Origin of the sequence: Anaerocolumna xylanovorans DSM 12503, assembly GCF_900143645.1 — a bacterium.
GTDB lineage: Bacteria > Bacillota > Clostridia > Lachnospirales > Lachnospiraceae > Anaerocolumna > Anaerocolumna xylanovorans.
Window position 1 is genome coordinate 441982 of sequence record NZ_FRFD01000004.1, and the last position, 19274, is coordinate 461255.

22 protein-coding genes are annotated in these 19274 nt (G+C 41.9%); all 22 read right to left on the reverse strand.

The features are described from left to right. Positions 1-11 precede the first annotated feature (11 nt). The 22 genes from BUF11_RS25035 to BUF11_RS08195 all read right to left on the reverse strand — a co-directional run bounded on the left by BUF11_RS25035 (position 12) and on the right by BUF11_RS08195 (position 19274). Positions 12-689 (reverse strand): putative quinol monooxygenase, encoded by a 678-nt coding sequence (locus BUF11_RS25035; RefSeq protein ID WP_084558551.1) that lies wholly within the window; start codon positions 687-689, stop codon positions 12-14. 394 nt (positions 690-1083) lie between these two features. Continuing rightward, positions 1084-2211: a serine hydrolase domain-containing protein gene (locus tag BUF11_RS08095; protein ID WP_073588317.1), complete on the reverse strand. Its 1128-nt coding sequence runs from the start codon at positions 2209-2211 to the stop codon at positions 1084-1086. Positions 2212-2346: 135 nt separating this feature from the next. After that, complete coding sequence (locus BUF11_RS08100) at positions 2347-3147, reverse strand: zf-HC2 domain-containing protein (RefSeq protein WP_073588318.1); 801 nt, start codon at positions 3145-3147, stop codon at positions 2347-2349. A 225-nt stretch (positions 3148-3372) separates the two neighbouring features. Continuing rightward, on the reverse strand, positions 3373-3831 hold the full coding sequence (locus tag BUF11_RS08105; protein ID WP_073588319.1) for a hypothetical protein: 459 nt from the start codon (positions 3829-3831) through the stop codon (positions 3373-3375). Between the two features lie 180 nt (positions 3832-4011). Beyond that, complete coding sequence (locus tag BUF11_RS08110; RefSeq protein WP_073588320.1) at positions 4012-4764, reverse strand: CPBP family intramembrane glutamic endopeptidase; 753 nt, start codon at positions 4762-4764, stop codon at positions 4012-4014. Then, positions 4761-5345: a TetR/AcrR family transcriptional regulator gene (locus tag BUF11_RS08115; RefSeq protein WP_073588321.1), complete on the reverse strand. Its 585-nt coding sequence runs from the start codon at positions 5343-5345 to the stop codon at positions 4761-4763. The genes BUF11_RS08110 and BUF11_RS08115 overlap by 4 nt, the downstream gene beginning before the upstream one ends. A gap of 324 nt (positions 5346-5669) precedes the next feature. Beyond that, positions 5670-6950: a glutamate-1-semialdehyde 2,1-aminomutase gene (gene hemL / locus BUF11_RS08120; RefSeq protein WP_073588322.1), complete on the reverse strand. Its 1281-nt coding sequence runs from the start codon at positions 6948-6950 to the stop codon at positions 5670-5672. 2 nt (positions 6951-6952) lie between these two features. Beyond that, positions 6953-7918, reverse strand: a complete 966-nt coding sequence (gene hemB, locus BUF11_RS08125; protein WP_073588323.1) for a porphobilinogen synthase — start codon at positions 7916-7918, stop codon at positions 6953-6955. An 11-nt stretch (positions 7919-7929) separates the two neighbouring features. Beyond that, complete coding sequence (gene cobA / locus BUF11_RS08130) at positions 7930-9450, reverse strand: uroporphyrinogen-III C-methyltransferase (RefSeq protein ID WP_073588324.1); 1521 nt, start codon at positions 9448-9450, stop codon at positions 7930-7932. 3 nt (positions 9451-9453) lie between these two features. After that, positions 9454-10389 (reverse strand): hydroxymethylbilane synthase, encoded by a 936-nt coding sequence (hemC, locus tag BUF11_RS08135; protein WP_073588325.1) that lies wholly within the window; start codon positions 10387-10389, stop codon positions 9454-9456. A gap of 61 nt (positions 10390-10450) precedes the next feature. Then, positions 10451-11068: a precorrin-2 dehydrogenase/sirohydrochlorin ferrochelatase family protein gene (locus tag BUF11_RS08140; protein WP_073588326.1), complete on the reverse strand. Its 618-nt coding sequence runs from the start codon at positions 11066-11068 to the stop codon at positions 10451-10453. A gap of 12 nt (positions 11069-11080) precedes the next feature. Beyond that, positions 11081-12316 carry a glutamyl-tRNA reductase gene (gene hemA, locus BUF11_RS08145; RefSeq protein ID WP_073588327.1) on the reverse strand — a complete coding sequence of 412 codons (1236 nt, stop codon included), beginning with the start codon at positions 12314-12316 and terminating at the stop codon, positions 11081-11083. Positions 12317-12507: 191 nt separating this feature from the next. Continuing rightward, positions 12508-12927, reverse strand: a complete 420-nt coding sequence (locus BUF11_RS08150; protein WP_073588328.1) for a M67 family metallopeptidase — start codon at positions 12925-12927, stop codon at positions 12508-12510. A 36-nt stretch (positions 12928-12963) separates the two neighbouring features. Continuing rightward, positions 12964-13767: a HesA/MoeB/ThiF family protein gene (locus tag BUF11_RS08155; RefSeq protein ID WP_073588329.1), complete on the reverse strand. Its 804-nt coding sequence runs from the start codon at positions 13765-13767 to the stop codon at positions 12964-12966. A 16-nt stretch (positions 13768-13783) separates the two neighbouring features. Then, positions 13784-13999, reverse strand: a complete 216-nt coding sequence (gene thiS / locus BUF11_RS08160) for a sulfur carrier protein ThiS (protein ID WP_073588330.1) — start codon at positions 13997-13999, stop codon at positions 13784-13786. A 23-nt stretch (positions 14000-14022) separates the two neighbouring features. After that, complete coding sequence (locus BUF11_RS08165; RefSeq protein ID WP_073588331.1) at positions 14023-14340, reverse strand: thioredoxin family protein; 318 nt, start codon at positions 14338-14340, stop codon at positions 14023-14025. A 3-nt stretch (positions 14341-14343) separates the two neighbouring features. Further along, a complete protein-coding gene (locus BUF11_RS08170) occupies positions 14344-14589 on the reverse strand; it encodes a sulfurtransferase TusA family protein (protein WP_084558552.1) in 246 nt (81 codons plus the stop codon). Beyond that, positions 14570-15442, reverse strand: coding sequence for a 4Fe-4S binding protein (locus BUF11_RS08175; RefSeq protein ID WP_073588333.1), 873 nt, complete (start codon positions 15440-15442; stop codon positions 14570-14572). The genes BUF11_RS08170 and BUF11_RS08175 overlap by 20 nt, the downstream gene beginning before the upstream one ends. Positions 15443-15465: 23 nt before the next feature. Then, a complete protein-coding gene (locus BUF11_RS08180; RefSeq protein WP_073588334.1) occupies positions 15466-16947 on the reverse strand; it encodes an aryl-sulfate sulfotransferase in 1482 nt (493 codons plus the stop codon). Positions 16948-16960: 13 nt separating this feature from the next. Then, positions 16961-17287: a thioredoxin family protein gene (locus BUF11_RS08185; protein ID WP_073588335.1), complete on the reverse strand. Its 327-nt coding sequence runs from the start codon at positions 17285-17287 to the stop codon at positions 16961-16963. Positions 17288-17332: 45 nt separating this feature from the next. Further along, entirely contained in the window at positions 17333-18394 is a 1062-nt protein-coding gene (locus BUF11_RS08190; protein ID WP_073588336.1) for an ABC transporter substrate-binding protein, read from the reverse strand. A 67-nt stretch (positions 18395-18461) separates the two neighbouring features. After that, positions 18462-19274, reverse strand: a complete 813-nt coding sequence (locus tag BUF11_RS08195) for an ABC transporter permease (RefSeq protein ID WP_139243333.1) — start codon at positions 19272-19274, stop codon at positions 18462-18464.

Genomic DNA, 19274 nt, shown 5'->3' on the forward strand with positions numbered 1-19274 from the left:
TTCATAAAGTATCACGCCTCTGTGATCCAGTATTTTTGTATCTCTACAGTCTCCACATACTCCTGTTTTAATGCCGTAAGTTTCTGATAATGTTCTGTCAAGCCATGCAGCTTCTGGGTCTGTTCATTTGTCCATATCTCCATCAGGCACAAATCATCATAGGAATTCTTTGGCAGGTAATAATCATACTTATAATTCCCCGGTTCTCCCCTTGAAGCTTTCATAATGCCCTGCTCTTCTATCTTACTATAGAATTCCTCTCTTTTTCCGCTCCTGATATGATAGCGGGCATTTACCAGCAGCAGCCGGTTTATTCTTTCCAAAGCATTCTTATAATCAGTGGCTTTTGCTACTGCAAAATACCTGCCGAATTCCTTTGTCCACATATCCATTTCTTCTTCAATTTCATTTACTTCATTCATAATAAAACAAACCATTTTACAGGTTGTCTGTGCCATGCCAGGTAATAATACAGAAAATCCCCACTCTGCATCTTCTTTTTCATCTTCAAAGCCATTCCTGGCATCCACAACAAACCTGCTTCCGGCCTTCTCTTTCAAAAGCTCCCAGGCAAAGGTTGTCGGTCTTCTATAATCGTCCCCGCACGCAAACCTTTTCCAGGTAAGTAGTACCACATTGTCCTCTTCTATATATCTGACATTGCAAACTTCCGTATCAAATTCTCTCACTATACTATCTCCCGTTGCATAAATCGTCTGCTTGCAGATGATTTACTGCCTCAAATCAGGGTGTGAAATGTTTTTCATTTCACACTAACCCCCATGCATATCGCAAGTTTACTTGCGATACTGCCTAAATAGAAAGTGAAAAATACTTTTTATTTTTCACACTAACACCCATGCATTTCGCAAGTTTACTTGCGAAACTGCCTAAATAGAAAGTGAAAAATACTTTTTATTTTTCACACTAACACCCATGCATATCGCAGGTTTACCAGCAGACTGCCCGCAATCTGCAATACTGCCCAAATAGAAAGTATTTAAAATCCTTTACCCAATTAACCTTGTACTTCAACATTGTACAACAGAATCTCTCTGCTATCAATCATTATAATATGAGCATTTATTTGTTACCCGTTTCATTCTGCATATCCATCATAAGCTTTACCCCCATTACAGTTGCAGGTATTCTGTAATTTGGTGAACAATTCGAAAGGATGACAACTCCGATTTGCTTTTCCTTATCAAAAGCCGCATAGCTGTTAAAATTACTCGTGCCTCCATTGTGCCATATGATATTATTTTTCATATCGATCATCCAGCCAATGCCTGCCCCGTCCATCCTAATGTTCATTTTCTCATATTGCTTTGTAGCAGCATTAATTTTAGCAATCACCTCATGCCCCAGAGATAGATACGGAATATCATCAGACATTTGCAGAGAAAGATATTTCATCATATCACTTATTGTAGAAGTAATAGCTCCGGCAGGTATATAGGCATCACCCGGTTTCCAGTTCCAATAACCATTAAGGTCGCCGGTTCCATCAGAAACCTTTGTATCTTTTAATTTCAGGTTATCGGTAATAAAGCTATTCATCAGCTTTGTATAGTCCGTACCATAAGCACTTGACAGTACTTCCCCAACCGCAGCAAATCCAAAATTTGAATACCGGAATTTATAATCTTTATCTTTTCGCTCTGCTTTTCCCAGCTTCTCCACTAACATATTTTCATCGATACCATAAAAATCATTTTTCTGCCCATGGAGGAAATTAGAAGCCATCTGCCATTCAAAATAATAACCTTTATAGCCGGAAGTGTGAGTTACAAGTCTTTTCAAAGTGGGATAGTATTGCTTTTCCGGTAAATTAATATATTTGTCAATTTGATCATTCAAATCAATCTTACCCTCACTGATTGCCTTACATAGCAAAGATGCCGTAAATGTTTTTGTTAAGGAGCCGATTTCATATGTATGTTCTGCTTCCGGTAAAACAGAAGCATTCTTTCCATATACGGTATAGGTCATTTTGCCGTCTTTGATAATTCCTACTGTAATAACGGCCCGGTCATTATCTTTTGTCGTATAGGATAACATTTCATCAAAAGTCATCTTAGGCACCAGACTCATCCGGTAAGAAACAACTGCCCAAAATGTACCTAAACTCACGCAGACAATTAAGAAAAGAATTAGAAGAATCCACCTAAGTTTCTTTTTTCCTTTTTTCGTTTTCATTTTAATAACCATGCCTTCCTCTGTACACCTCAAGTTTGTGCCAAGGATTTCGCAGGCACAAACTTGTGTGTGAAGATTGTCTTTTAATTTTCACACTAACCCCCATGCAATCTGGATTTTTTAAAATAAGAGCAGCAGCTTTGGTTCTTATTTCAAAACTGGCAGCCATCTCAATTCATCTGTTTTAATAGTAGCGTTTTTAACGTCATATCCCAACTTATATAATGGCTCCCCCTCTTTTGAATAAGCAATTCCGTCAAGGTCATTCCACCGCAGCGACTTGGCCCAAGAAAATATAATGACTTCTCCACCTTTAATTTCTTTTCGTAAACGGCTATCATTTGCACCCATTTCGATATATTCAACATTTTCATCAAAACACTCTATGGGAACTACCGTAATTCCTTGCCCGTCATCTCTAACACTGTACCACCCGACTAATTTTACCAGGTCATCCGTTTTATTTGCCCATGAACTGCTTCCAAGTTCCCAAAATGGAAAAGAGTATTTTGTGGCTATTGTTCGGTATTTTTCCTCATTTTCATACAGATAAATATGAAAAGGTGCCATGTCTACATCGCCTAATAAAATAGATTCTTCATCCACCCAACGACTGTTTTGAGAACAGTTGTAAGCATCAAACCTTTTCCCAGTGGCATAAGAGTAGGAAAAGTATGTAACCAAAATGGTTACTAAAGCAAGACAAACAATTATAAGAGGCTTCCGCTTCCTTATGCGTTTAGCAACTTTTGTATGGCTTATTGTTTCTGCATCTTTCATCTTAGATGTGTTTTGCTGCAAATTGACTATTTTCATATTCTTTTTAAAACTGCGGCATTCAGCACATTCCAATAAATGCTCATTCACGGCGGTTTGACTTGCTGTGCTTGCAACATTATCCTGACAGAGAAGCAATAAGTCTCTAATGAGTTCACAATTATATTTCATATCCAAAATCCTCCCGTAATTTAGGTCGCTGCATCTTATACACCTTCGTCTTTGGAGCCAAGTCAAGAGTATTATATTGCCATTATACAGCAAAACACCACAAGACTCAATTAATAGTCCATCAGCTTAAACCAAAGAAAAACCCTGCCGTTATTCATGCAGGGTGTATGTATATATTATTCTTTCTTACTCAATACAGTCTTACCTAATTCAATACAGAGAAAACTAAATTAACACAGAGATATTACTTCCAAGGGTTTCGGCTGCTTGTTTGTTTTTCTCATCTGTATTATTTCCTTCGTTTTCACTTTTCTCTTCTTTTAGTGGATCCTGCTTCTTTTCCATTGCCTGCATTGCTTCAGCCAAAGCTTTGCCTTCACTGCTGATTTCCACGGTGGCATTGGATTTCGTGCTGGTGGTGCTGTAGATATCAGATTCCTCTGATGAGGCCGTATCTTCATCAGGCGTACTCCTATTTGTTTCCTTCGCCTGATAGTTTTTAATCTGCGTCTGAAGACTTTGTATTTTTTCCTTCAGTTCCGCCTGTTTCTTCTCATCATTTTCTGTCTGTAATTTTGCCTCATATGTTTCCAGCTGAGCCTCTAACTGATTAATTATTGTTTCATATTGATTGCTGGTGCTGGTACCGGTGCTTGCCCCAGTTGATTGTATTGAAATGCTCACTACATTTTCTCCTTTGCACGTTTATTTTTCTTCTGAGTATATTATAGTGCTTTTTTACATAAATGTATGAATTTCACAGATTCTTCATATAAAAATCACATTTCACGTGCTTTCAGCAAAAATTATATTTTACTTGTTAATTTTATTTTCATAATCAGAAAATATTTGCTCAAATATTTCTTAAGCTATAACCGCATCCTCTGCATTACTCATTTTCCAAATGAATATGGCATATACCAATAAAATTCCTACCTGAATCGCAAGAATAATCAAAGCCTTTCTATCAAGGGCATCACCTGTAATACTTGAAATATAATCATAGGCGGCATGCCATATAATAATTACCCAGAGGCTTTTTGTAATGCTCACAATTTCTGCCAGTACAAATCCTACCAGAAATGCAAAAAACATCTGTAAAACAAGATATAATGTATCTTTGCCATTCAACACATTTATAAGATGAAGGACTCCAAATACCGCAGAAGACCAGATAATAGCTTTCTTTCTACCTTTTTCTTCCATGACTTTAAATGCCAGTCCTCTAAAATAAATTTCCTCATTGAAGCCAACCGCAACTGTAAAAAGCAACAAAATAATATATTGCAGTGCTGTAACCTTCGTACTGAAACCGGCAATAGCAATGGGAACTATCTCTACGGCAATTAACGGAATATACCACCAGATTTTCCGAGTAGTATCTTTTTCACTTTTTCGGAATCCATAATCGTAAAGCGAAAATCGGGATTTCTTCATAATAGTGATACCAAGAGCTATTGAAATCATGAGGAAAAATGTAGTTACAGCTATCTGTGCATCGGGATCCAGTCCTATTATCTGCGGAACTGCTGCTCCAAGTGCTGTCATAAACGTGCATAGCAGCCCAATAAGAACGGCCGAAGTGTACGGATGTTTCTGTGAATAAGATTTTTTCATATGTTATGTTCCTCCTCATTTTTCAACTTTAGTATTAATCCCATAAATGAATTATTTAATAATCTTTTATTTTCTTCATCACTGAACCGGCAGTTATTCGTTGCAAACATAGCTGCTATGCCATGAGTCGTAATCCAAATACCTGCGTATAATTCTTTTGCTGCCTTTGCGCTTAACCCGGTTCTTTGACACAGCATTTCTATTACTTCTTCGTCTCCTTCTGTAGTTCCTACAATATCCATTATACTTTGCTCCTTGAATGCATCCGTCATAAATAGCAGCTTAAACAGATTTTTCTCATTCTTCGCAAAATTGATATATTCAAGGCCCATACCAAGAAACCCATCCTCTGAATGTTCATTTGCACTTATCATACGTTGATTATATATGCCCTCAGCCATCTTATAAACTGCAGCTTTAAGTCCATCCATGGAATAAAAATTACGAAATATCGGATGTACTGAACAGCCTACTTCTTTTGCTAAATCACGGGCATTCAAGCTTTCAATTCCCTTCTCCCGAACCATGCGAATCGATACATCAAGAATCTCTTCCTTTGTGATCTTAATTTTGGGCGGCACGAAAATCCCTCCTAACTCTGTCTTTATATATCATATGTTACCTAACAATTGTTACTTATTATATATTATAAATTACCTGTTGTCAATCAGATAGACAATTTAAAAAGATAAGAAAGAGTCTGGCTTGCCAGACTCTGGCGCTGATGTGCCGTCACGCAGTGACACCTTCCCTGGTGCATCATGTGCATCCCGCCCGTAGGGCTTTTTATCTTATAGGACGTAATATTCTATAAGATAAAAAAACAAGAGGACAATCATGTCCTCTTGCCTGACTTTTATTGATTATCCAATACTTTCTAATCATATCCATCTTTTATCTGCCCTTTATTCACATTGGTTGAAAAACTCCCGTATAATTTCGCAGGTCACCTTAATGTCTTCCTCGCTATGGGCATCCGAAAGAAACATTGCCTCGAACTGTGCCGGCGCGACATAAATGCCTTTTTCCAGGAGATAATTAAAATAAGAAGCATACTTCTTAACATCCGAAGTAATTACATTTTCATAATTAACAGCCGGAAGGCTTGTAAAAAAGGGACTTAAAATGGAAGCAATCTGATTTACCCATATTCTTCCCTTAGACGCTTCACGAAAAGTCCTGGCAAGCTTGTCCGCCTTTTTCTCCAGCTCCTCATAAATCCGGGGGGTATTCTTCAAAATATTCAAAGTAGTTATTCCGGCTGTTGTAGCAATAGGATTTCCCGATAACGTGCCTGCCTGATAGACATCGCCTAAAGGAGATACTTTCTCCATAAGCTCCCGCCGTCCTCCATAAGCGCCAATTGGCATTCCCCCTCCGACAATCTTGCCCAGGGTAATCAGGTCAGGTTTTACCTGAAAATACTGCGCGGCACCGCCAAGTGAAAGGCGAAAGCCTGTGATTACCTCATCAAAAATAAGTAATGATTCATATTCTTCGGTAATCCTTCGAAGAAATGAAAGAAATCCTTCTTTCGGAGGTACGACTCCCATATTTGCCGCCACCGGCTCCACAATAATGGCTGCAATCTGCTTTCCATATTGTTCAAATAGTTTTTCTACGGAAGCAGTATCATTATAATCAGCCACCAGCGTGTTCTGCGTATAAGCGGCAGGAACACCCGCACTATCCGGAACAGCTGTAGTCAGTGCAGCCGATCCGGCTTTCACTAAAAGCCCGTCACTGTGTCCGTGATAACAACCTCGGAACTTGATAATCATATCCCTTTTGGTATAGCCTCTGGCAACTCTGATAGCACTCATAACCGCTTCTGTCCCTGAACTGACAAGACGAATCATTTCCATCGGCGGCATCAGCTCCGAGATTAGCTCTGCAAGTATCACTTCATTCTCTGTGGGAGCTCCATAGGTAAGTCCCTTTTCACAAGCCTTGGTAACTGCCTCTATCACTTCTTCTCTCGCGTGGCCAAGAATTGCCGGTCCCCAGGAGCCCACATAATCTATAAATTCGTTTCCATCTGCATCATAGATTCTGGAGCCTTTGGCTCTATCAATGAATAATGGCGTTCTTCCGACTGACCGGAATGCCCTTACGGGACTGTTCACACCGCCCGGTATACATTCCATGGCTCTTTCATAGAGCAGCTCTGATTTTTCCGTATTCACCGCTATGCCTCCTTTAGCCAGCCGGCTATATCAAGAGCGTGGTACGTAATAATTATCCTGGCACCGGCTCTTTTGATTGCCGTAATATTTTCCATTACAATTTTTTTCTCATCCACCCAGCCGTTGGCTGCAGCTGCTTTTACCATGGAATATTCACCGCTCACATTATAAGCAGCCACCGGGCAGTCAAAGCTGTCCGCTACCCCTTTGATAACATCCAGATAGGCCAGAGCAGGTTTTACCATTACAATATCCGCACCTTCCTCCAGATCCGCTTCTACCTCAAGGATAGCTTCTCTGCCATTTGCATAATCCATCTGGTAGGTCTTCCGGTCCCCGAAGCCGGGAGCCGAATGGGCTGCCTCCCGAAAAGGAGCGTAATAACCGGAAGAATATTTCGCACTATATGCCATAATAGCTATTTCAAAGAATCCATTACCATCTAATTCTTCCCTGATTGCTTTTACCCGTCCATCCATCATATCGGAAGGCGCAATGATATCAGCCCCTGCCTTCGCCAGACTGACCGCTGCTTTTGCCAGCAATGGCAGTGTTTCATCATTTAAGACCCTGCCATTCTTTATGATACCGCAGTGCCCATGGGAGGTATACTCACAGAGGCAGACATCGGCTATTATAAGAAGCTTCGGATACTTTTCCTTTATATAACGGATAGCTCTCTGGGTAATGCCGTTATCGTCGTATGCACCGCTTCCTTCCTCATCCTTATGCTGGGGTATCCCAAATATTAAAATGCCCGATATACCGCTTTGCACAATTCTCTCCAGCTCCTCATTAAGACGGTCAATGGAGAATTGATGGATACCCGGCATGGATGGTATCAAGTTTTTAATGTTCTCTCCATCCATTACAAATATCGGATAAACCAGCTCTGAAACCTGGATTTTCGTCTCCCTGACCAGACTTCGCATTGTTTCATTTACTCTTAGTCTTCTTAAGCGCTTCATCTGTTTCTTCCTCACTCTATTCCATCATTCCTGTTGTTTTCCACGATACATTCTACAATTCCCTTAACACTTGCTTCTTTTGCAGTCAGGGTATTTGCATATCCATATTCTGATAATGTTCTTTGGGTAGCCTCACCAATACATACTATCTTTGTACACTCGAGCAATTCCCTTGTACTGCTGTCGCTGTCTTGGAAAAATCCATGTACTCCCGAAGAACTGGCAAAAACCAGGTAATCCAACCGCTCGATTTGCTTCTCCCCGGGCTCTGGCGTATAATAACTGCTTACAACATCATATATCTTTATCTCTTCATATGAAATATTATTATCATCTAATACGGTAATCAGCTCCTCTGATCCTTGCATTGCTCTTGGAATCAGAAGCTTTTCCTCTGCTGTTACTATGTTGCAGAGTTCCTGGGCCAGATGGAAGGCCGAATACTGCTGCGGCACCAAATCGGCATGATAGCCATATTGCATCAGTATTTTCGAAGTTCCGCTGCCAACAACCGCAAACCGGATATGGGAAAGCTTTCTATGATCGATACCAAGCTTAGCAAGCCTCTGAAAGAATAGGTTAACTGCATTGGAACTTGTAAAAACAATCCAATGATATTGCTCCAGCGACATTAATGCCCTGTCAAATTCAGGTTTCCCGGAATAATCTATTATCTCTAAAGAACCGGCTGTTACAGTGTTTGCTCCAAGTTCATGCAATTGCTGTATCAGCTTTTCTCTTATTTCTCTTGTTCCTGTTATTCCTATGTTAACTCCCGATAACGGACATCTGATGGTTGCTTTCATATCAAGACCTGCCACACTGCCAACTATGATAACAGCAGGAGCTTTGATACCAGCTTCCTTTACTTTCTGACATATGTCTGCCAGGCTTCCCCGTACTTCCTTTTGCCAGGGGGTTGTACCATTTGATACGACAGCAACCGGCGTATCCGGATGCTTTCCTCCTTCTAACAGCTTCTCTGCGATTCTATCCAGATTACTGATTCCCATTAAAATAATAAGAGTGCCCGATGTCTGGGCCAGACTTGTTAAACTGTCCGGGATATTACCTTCCTCTTCTGCCGTATGTCCGGTGATTACCGTAAAGCTCTGACTGCTTCCCCTGTGGGTTACCGGAATACCTGCATAAGCTGCCGCAGCAATGGCAGAAGTCACACCCGGAACCACCTCATAGGATATTCCCTGTTCCTTTAACGCAAGAACTTCTTCTCCTCCCCTTCCAAATACAAAGGGGTCTCCCCCCTTTAACCGTACAACAACCGGATGGGTAAGTGCTTTTTCAATTATAATTTGATTTATCTCTTCCTGCTTTAATGCATGATTCCCAACCGTTTTTCCGACAAAAATTCGCTCGCAGTCTTCCTTTGCATAGTCCAGAAGTTCTTCTGATACCAACCGATCATAGATTACAGCATCGCAGGCCTGCAGAAGCCTTCGTCCCTTAAGGGTAAGCAGCGCTGGATCTCCCGGTCCGGCGCCTACAAGATATACTTTACCGCTTTTCTCCATACTTCACCTCATTTTTGCACTGCTTTTTGTGCATATTAAGTCTGTGTGCGCAGTGCAGACACAATCAAGCAGCTTATCTGCCGTCCGGTCAGCCGCTTTCAGATAATCTCCCGTAAATGCCTCTTCCTTCACCCTTAAAGTTTTATCCCCTTTTTTATAAACCGCATCAATTCTTATTAAATCCTTGTTGACTTCGGAATAGACTCCAATTGCTTCATGGCATCCTGCATTCAGCCTTTCAAGTACTCTTCGTTCTGCTTTCAGACTGATTGCCGTCTCTTTATCATTGATTCCTGCGACAATTTCCGACAATTCGTCATGAAGGCGTCCTTCCACTGCAAGTATTCCCTGACCGGCAGCCGGAACAAATTCCTCTGGGGAAAATATGCGGTAATGCAATTGTTTTTCCTCCATCAGACCCAGCCGCTTTAACCCTGCCGCTGCCAAAATAATTCCGTCATATTCGCCGTTTTTTAACTTTTCCAGTCTGGTTGGGACATTTCCCCTTAGGTTTTTGCATTCCGCCTGATAATACTGTTCTATCTGGAACTGCCTCCTAAGGCTGCTTGTTCCAATCACTGCTTTCATGCTGTCAGTGAGTTCCTTATCAAAGGTTACCAGCACGTCCCTTGGGTCTTCGCGTTTTGGTATCCCAATAATTCCAAGTCCCTCAGGAAGCTGCATTGTCATGTCTTTAGCACTATGAACAGCAAGATCTATCTTACCACTTAGCAATGCCTCTTCAAAGGCATCCACAAACACTCCTTTCCCGCCAAATTGAATTAGCGGTTTATCCAGAATTTCATCCCCCAACGTACTGATTGGGATAATTTCGAAATTAAGCTCTGGAGCAATCTGTGCCAGCATCTTTATGATACTATTCGTCTGGACCATTGCCAGTTTACTTTTCCTTGTTCCAATCCGAACCGTATTTTTCACCTAAACATCACTCCGTTCCAGCTCTCTGCTGCTTCTTTTTTATGCAATTGATTCTTTTGGATTACTTCATATATTTTGAGATAACATTCTGGACATCCAAGCCGTTAAGTTTCCCATTATTGTTCAAACCCAGTCTGGCAAGCTCCTTCATGATATCAGCCCGTTCACTTTCAGAAGAAACATTATTCTTGACATATTCACGGTAACCGCCAAGGGTTTCAACCAGAGCCTCATATGTATCCGGCAAATTATCACTTATTGTTTTCCTGATATGTCCTGCCATCACAGGACTCTGTCCCGAAGTAGTAACGCCGATAGAGATACTTCCCTTTTTAATATAAGCCGGAAACAGAAAATCACATTTACTAAGTTCGTCCACCACATTAACCAGTATTTTTCTGTCCCTGCAATTCTTAGCTATCATCTCGTTAATGGCTGAATTATTGGTTGCAGCAATTACGAAAAAAGCATCTTCCAGCTCCTTCTCCCCGTATTCTCCGATGTTTATATGAATCCTGCCTTCAAGAGCAGCGATTTCCTCACTGACAACCGGTGCAATCACGGTGATATCTGCTTCAAAATCAAGCAAAGCTTCGATTTTCCGGTAGGCAACCTTGCCACCGCCGTATATGATACATTTTTTATTTTTTATATCTATAAAAAAAGGAAAATAAGCCATTCATACCTCCATTTATATAAGCTTTCTAAGCAATTGCACCAAGACCGACAGCTCCTGGCTGTCTGCTCTGTCCTTCATTTCATATAAAGCATTTTTTAAAGGCAGCTTTTCGAGCACCTGGCTGATTTTAGGAATATCCGGCAGAAAGGAATGGAATGTCAATTCCTTTTTTACCATATCCAGGTGTTCCTCCATAATCTGCGCAGCCCTGACTGTTTCCTGCTCTTTAATCTGAGTATTGTGCAAGGAAACCTGATTATAATAATCTATATCATGCATGGTGACGCCGCTTACTCCGGTAATTTCTTTGTCAATATCCATAGGTACTGACAGATCAATGAATAGACGTTCCTTCTCTGTCCTGATATTCCCGGCAAGCTCCTGAAAGGTGATCGTATAATGAGGGCTGGTTGTCGCACTGATAATAATATCAGCCTCATCCATGAAGTCATATCTTGCTTTAAAATCAATCATTTTCACATTCCGATATTCCCTGTTTATTATCTCTATGGAATTGTGGCTTCGGGAAGTACCTATGATTTGTATATCCTCTCTTCCATACAGGTTCTTCATGATAATAGTGCCCATTTTACCGGTTAGCCCGATAATGAGCACACACTTTTTATTTCCCGCAAAATTAAAAACTTCATTTGCCGCTAAGGTTCCAATGGACACCGGTGTTTTTGAAATTCTGGTATCTGTTTTTATTCTTTTTGCACAGGTAATTGCTGCTTGAAATGACGTATTCAACAGATACTTTGTAGCTCCCAGGTTAAGTGCATTGGTATACGCCTCTTTCACCTGCCCCAGTATCTCATCCTCTCCGATTACCATTGAGTCCATCCCACAGGTGACAGAAAACAGATGCTGCATCGCCTTTTCCCCATTATATACCAAAAAGTACTTAAGCAACAGCTCCAGCTTTGTCTTTTTAAACTCCACCAGCAGCTTCTCCATCTCCGCAACAGCCTGGAGTTCCTTCGAACCTTGGAGTTCCTTCGAACCTTGGAGTTCCTTCGAACCTTGGAGTTCCTTCGAACCTTGGAGTTCCTTCGAACCTTGGAGTTCCTTCGGAACTCCGGTAAAATACACTTCACAGCGGTTGCAGGTGGATAGCAGCACACACTCCTCAAAGTGTCCCCGCTCCATAACCTGATGTAAAAATGCTTCCTGCTCCTCCTTTGTAAAGGAAAACATCTCCCTGATTTCGATGGGAGCTATTTTATGACTTATACTGATAACAAACATTTTTCATTCTCTTTTCTGAACAGTTTAATCAAATATACCTTGCCTGACAAACCAAAAGAGGGAACTGCTGCATTTTAGACTAATCTTGCAGCAGCCCCATCCCCCTTGAAAAAGAAGATATGCTTCCTAACTGGTTAGAAAACATTCCTCTTATTAGATTATTATATTCTTACAGCCAATTGTCAACAAGCTTATTTTTGTAATATGAATTCAATTGGTTCTTCACCTACCATCTCACCGTCGATATAAAAGGCTTTCAGAACCGGCCTTTCCCTCTCCTGGAGGGACAAAATCAGGTAACTTGCATTGGAATCATACGCCAGACGCTTATCTTCCTCTGATGGCCTTGACGGCGTATCCGGATGGGAATGAAAATTGCCAAAGAGCTGATATCCCTTCTTTCTTAAGTCTTTAACCGCTGCAAGCTGTTCCAGCGGATCCATGGAAAAATGCTCTCTGCTTTCATCCACATTGCGAAGAAGATAAACCTCCCTGACCACCTTAACTTCCTGATCAATTGTTCCTCCAATCAGTCCGCAGGCTTCATTTGGAAGCTCCTTCAGAGCATGATTTAATATTTTTTGATAATCATTATTATAAATTCGAAGCATCCTAACCTCTTCCCTGCCTATCGCAATCTGGAATCTCTACCCTTCACATACTGTCTGTTCATAATCAATTAGTTCTGTTATCGTCGGATGTTCACCACAAATACCGCAGTTCTTATCTGCGGCCGGAAGCTTGATTTTACGGAAGTTCATCGTAATGGCATCATAGGTCAGCAAATACCCTGTCAGCAGATCACCGATTCCTAAAAGATACTTCATCGCTTCCATAGCCTGAAGGCTTCCGATCACTCCTCCCATAGCTCCGATCACTCCTGCCTGTTTACAGGTGGGAACTGCATCTTTTGGCGGAGGATTCTTGAATACACAGCGGTAGCAGGGCCCTCTCCCCGGCACATAGGTCATCAGCTGCCCCTGAAAACGTATGATACCGGCATGGGAAAATGGTTTCCCCGCCATAACACAGGCATCATTAATCAAAAATTTTGCCGGAAAATTATCCGTTCCATCAATAATAAAATCATAGTCCTTTATTAATTCCAGAATATTTTCTGATGTAACAAAGGTACGGTAGGTATTCACCGTAACATCCGGATTCATCTCATTCATAGTTTCTTTTGCAGACTTTACCTTGGCTTTACCGACATCCTTCGTTCCATGGATAATCTGTCTTTGAAGATTCGATAAATCAACTTCATCCGCATCCGCAATTCCGATTGTACCAATACCTGCTGCCGCCAGATACATGGCAGCGGGAGCTCCCAGTCCACCTGCACCTATAATCAAAACTTTACTGTTTAATAACTTCTTCTGGCCCTTGGCTCCGACTTCTTTTAATATAATATGCCTTGAATAACGCTCCAACTGCTCGTTTGTAAATGCCATACCTCAATAAGGCTGTCTACTGACAGCCCTTCCCCCCTCCCATGAAATATAGCAGCTCAACGGTATCGCCTTCTTTTAGAACCGTTGTATCAAAAGCTTCTCTTAGCACAAAATCATCATTTACCGAAACGGATACATACTCCGGGCTTTCCACATTTTCGCTGACAATCAGCTCTGTGACACTGATTCCATCCTTTACTTCTTTTCTTACGCCTGAAATTGTTATAAGCATATTTCAATTTTTCCCTCCGGCTGCTATTTTATTTTTTCGATATGTTCTATTAAAACCTCTTTTTTTGTCAATCCTTTCAGTCTGTGGAGCTCTATTCCCTCTTTAAAAAATAGCAGTGTCGGCGAAGCCATGACACCATATCTTTCTGCCAGAGAAATATCAAAATTTACATTGACTTTTACAAATTTAATTCTGTCCCCGTAATCTTCCTCCAGCTCGCTTAGAGTTACTCCCAATTGCCTGCACGGCATACAGCTGTCCGAATAAAAATCTACTATAACAGGCAATTTTGATTTTAATACTTCTTCATCAAAATTTTCTTCTCTGATCCGCAAAGCCATAAGTTATTCCCCGCTCTTTCGCACAATAAGACTGTATGTCCCGTCATTGTTATTCACCAGCTTTAAGATTTGATGCCCCTCTTCCTTTATACTCCTGGGCACGTTCTGCACCGGCTCACCATCGTTCATCCGAATGGAAATAATCTGTCCTTCATCCAGCTCTTCCAGCGCAACTTTTGCCTTTACGAAAGTAATAGGGCAGACAACGTCCGTAATATCCACTGTCTCATCAATCTGATATGGTTCCATGATACACCTCCCCAATCCTCTCCCGGAATTCATCCAAACCCACACGGTCCAGCGTATATTTAAACCGCTCACCCGGTCTGCCATGTTCCCTGAAAAATTCTATGGCCGCATCCGTAATCCGGTATAATTGTTCTTTGTCTTTTATAATCGGAAGAAATTGATCCCCTTTATGAATGCTGTTTCCAAAAAGGCCTCCAAAGGATACAAGATATCCTTCTTCTCCCTTCCACGCGTCTGTGGGACAGGCTTTCACACACCGGCCGCAGTTATTGCACTTTTCTCTGTCCAGAAGAAGTTCTTCTCCCTCAATTTTAATTGCTCCGATACGGCAGGCTTTTTCGCATACTCCGCATAGGGTACAGCTTTCTTTCTCCCAGCTGACATCAAGCCCGCCTTTGATTCCCAAATCATTTTCTTCTGCCTTCAGACAGTTATTCTGGCATCCGGTAACTCCGAACTTAAATTTATGAGGGAGTTCCTTTCCATAGTATCGTTTATCAATCTCTACTGCAATGTCATAGGTATCAATACATCCGCTGGGACAGATTTTTACGCCCTGGCACGCAGTTACCGTGCGGACTCTCGGTCCGCATACCCCGGGTTTGACTCCTCCCTTAAGCAGCTCTTCTTTCACTTCTTCGATATCCTCAAATTTAACGAAGGGAATCTCAACCCCCTGTCTGGAGGTCAGGTGAATGTAGCCTGCTCCGTATTTTTCAGCCACTTCATATATTTTCTTTACATTCTCACCGGTCAGATTTCCTCCGACCACCTTAAGCCTCAAAGAAAAGTACCCTTTTTGTATCTGCCTCATAAAACCGCCCTTTTTCAGGGCGGCATAGTCTACTGCCATTTACCTCACCTCTATCTTCCGTTTCACAGTGCATCATCCTTGGTTACTGTTGTAACGCAGAAATTAACCTGTTCCTCTTCCTCATCACCCATACCGGTCAGACTTTTCTTATTGGAATCAATTCCTTCTGTTACAGTAACTTTTCCGCTGGCTTCGGAAGCAGAAGCCCCAGGTACACGGAAGGTAGAAATATCAATTTTCTCCACGGCTGTTTCAACCGGTTTCTCCAATTGCGGAATCCATTCATAGGGAACGCGGTAAGCACGGTATACCATGTTACTGTTGAATTTCCCAAGAATTTTCTTAAAATATGGATTGATGTATTCCCATACAATTTCATGCTCTGGCGTTACCTCAAAAATCCGTCCGTCCGAACCTTCCGTAATCAGGGTATTCCCATTTGGAAGCCTCTGGGCAGAGCTGATAAAAGAGCTGTAGAACTTTGATGCATCCGTAAATAGCATCGCCCCTGCTTCAAGAGGTGTATACTGCCAGGTAATCTCCAGGGTCAGCGGATTAAACTGCAAGACACGGGAATAATCACGGACAGCATTGTTCACGCCATATTTTGAGGAAGGGTTGGGTGCCCCGTAACCGCCTGCACCGCCGTTATCATATACCAGAAAATCCCCCTCTCCCGGAAGGCCCTTGGGAATTAAATGAAAATGATGCTGCCCGATAATCCAGCCTAACTTTTTTGTTGCTTCATTCTCATTAAAATCAGGACCAAGTTTCCAGACGATTTTTCCCGTTTTCTTCTCAATGATCGCCAGTATATTGGCATTTCTTGAATCAAAGATGATATTATCCGGATGAAAACGTTCATCACCGGCATCGTACCATTTATTTGGCCCCAAGGTAGAAATTGAGTTGATATGCAGCCAGTCACCGTCAAAATTCCTTGCTACGCCCGGATCTCTGAACAGGACATTTTTAGCTGCTTCGTCAAAGCCAAATTCATCAAAATGCTCGTTGGCCCTCCAAGTCCAGATAATTCCCCCCTCCCAGGTCACTTCAATAATCTTGTCGTCTAACAGCCGCTTATCGGATATTGCATGATTATAGATGTTTTCATGGGTCAGGATTAAGGTATTGCCATGATCGGTATAGGGCGCCGAATCCGGAGCGTAGTATCCGGTAGAGGAGCCTTCCCGCTGGAAATCATGATGCTGCCGTGCCACATAACGGGGTTCAGAGCCCGGATCTGCCACCAGTTCCGTATGATCAAACTTCCAGACGATCTTGCCGTCCCAGTCAACCTGTACTAAATCAAGCTGATCCTGGTAGGCATATTTGGGATTGCGCTCTCCCGTTGTACCAAAAACATAGCCCCCCGGAAGAATTTTATTAGGAAACCCTCCCAGTCCGGTCCATAACTGAACCTCATTTCCATTCATATCAATCAATAATGCTCCTTTTAATGACGGATATACCGTATATCCGTTAAACGTCTTATCTTTATCATAATATGTAACCCCGGTAGGGTATATTGTCGGTAATCCCATTACAGATCCTCCTTTAATTTTGATTGCTTATTTTTTTGATATTTTCAGCAATTATGCTCTTAGGACAGTACCCAATCAGCTTTTCCTTCATTTCTCCGTTTCTAAAAAACATTACTGTTGGTACGGACATAATATCGAACTGCTGCCAGAGAAAAGGCTGTTCTTCAATATCCACCCTGCCAAATTCAATACCGGCATCCGTTTCCCCCGAAAGAGCTTCCAGCTCCTGTTCCAGCATTTTGCAATGTCCGCAGGTCTTTCGGTAAAATTCTATTACATGTGTCTTCTCCTTCTTTGAAAAGATATCTCTGTAATTTTCATATGTCACTTGTGAGACCATCTTGCCCCCGCCTTCTTTTATTCTGTTTTTCCTCTTCTTCCGAAATTATTTTCCGGCAAGTGTGATTTTATCAGGAAATGCAATTTTTAGTGCGTCTGTATTAATATAGTCCCGGATTGCATAATCCTGTTTAAATTTACCTTTCTGATATGCCCATTTCTCAATTGTTTCCAGCTGAAGCGCTCCTTCCTCGCTAAAGCCAATGGTGGACTTTGCAACAGACCAGTCTGCTTTCACCACATCAGCTTTCACACCCAGCGTTTTTTCCAGATAGGCTGCCGCTTCATCCAAATGGCTGACAATGTACTCATAGCTTTCCTGTGTTGCCTGTAAATACTGTGCAATCAGCGCTGCATTATCTTTATTATATTCCTTCGTTGCCACATCAAAACTATAGGTATTAATCTTGAGTTCAGAAGCGTCAACTCCCTTTACCCAGCCGATGCCTTCATAAAGATTTGCGTTGGCCCCTGAGGCGAAGACCGCTGCGGCATCCCCCTGTTGTGCTAAAGCCAGGGAAGTCTGGGGATTATCACTGTTTAGCAGCTTCTGCTTACTCTCATCAACACCTAAATATTCAAAAATCTTACTGTTATAATATTCGGAAACAGTTCCGACCGTATTGATGAAACCTTTTCCGTCCAGCTCTTTCAGGTTATCCTTATACTTAGGATCCACATATAAGCCTCCGTTTACAGGGCCGCCCTGAACCTCTGAAACAATCTCAAGATTCGTTGAATCAAGCGTATTGCCAATTCGGTTTACAATTGCAAAATCAGCCACATAACCAAGATCGGCCTGACCGGTTACCAGGGCATCCACTGTATTGATACCTGCCGGGTATTCTGTAAGCTGCAAATCAATGCCATGCTTTTTATATATTCCCTGTTCTTTTCCAATCAGCGCCGTGTAGTGGTTGAACATTCCTGTCATTACTGCCACACGCAGCGGCTGCAGCTTTCCATCAGCGGCAGCTGTCTGCTGTACGGAACTGCTGTCCGTATCTTTGGTAGTCTTGGTTTCTGCCTTGCCGCAGCCGATGACTGAAAAAGCAACAAGGAATGCCGTCAGTATAAAGCCTATTCGTTTTCTTCCATTTTTCATCATATCTTTTTCCTCTCTTTTTTAGTTTTATCCAAGCGTTTGCAAAATGCCACAGCAGATGCTGGCTTTCTTACTTTACGCCGTATTGCTTTAAAAATCTTCTCCCTAAAAATGTAATGAGGCGGTCTGCTGAAAACCCCAGCACCCCAAGCGTCAGAATCCCTACAAACATCCACTCTGTTTTATAATACAGACGGGAGCTGTAAATCAGGTAACCCAGACCATTGTTGGCTACCAGCATCTCCGCCGCTACTACACATAAGATGGAACCGCTTAGACCAAGGCGTATCCCTGTAAAAACAAATGGAATGGAGGACGGAACCACTACGGTCAAAAACACTCTTAACTTTGAAGCCCCCATACACTGAGCCGCTTCTACCAGAATTTTATTTGTTGACCCGACCCCGGCAATTGTATTAATCAGCATGGGAAAGAAGGTTGCATATGTAATCAGTGCTATTTTTGATTCCTCTCCCACTCCAAGCCACATCAAAAACAAACTTGTCAATGCCAGAACCGGAACAAAGCGGAAGAAGTTCAGGAATGGTTCGGCAAGCCACCTTACCTTCTCATAATTCCCGATTAACAGCCCCAATGGCACTGCCATGACAATTCCGGTAATCCAGCCTTTGCCTGCCCGTTCCACACTGAAAACAATATCCGTCCATAGAACACCATTGTTTATCAGCTCTCCAAAATTCCTGACCACCGATATTGGTCCCGGAAGGAAATAATCCGAGTAGGAAAGGGATACCAACTGCCAGATTACAAGAATCAGCAGCCAGGAAAGCCATCCCCCTCTGGCAGAATACTTCAGTATTCCTTTCAAATAGAATTTGGGTTCATTTTTATTCCCATCAGTATGTTTTTCTTTGCTCTTCAT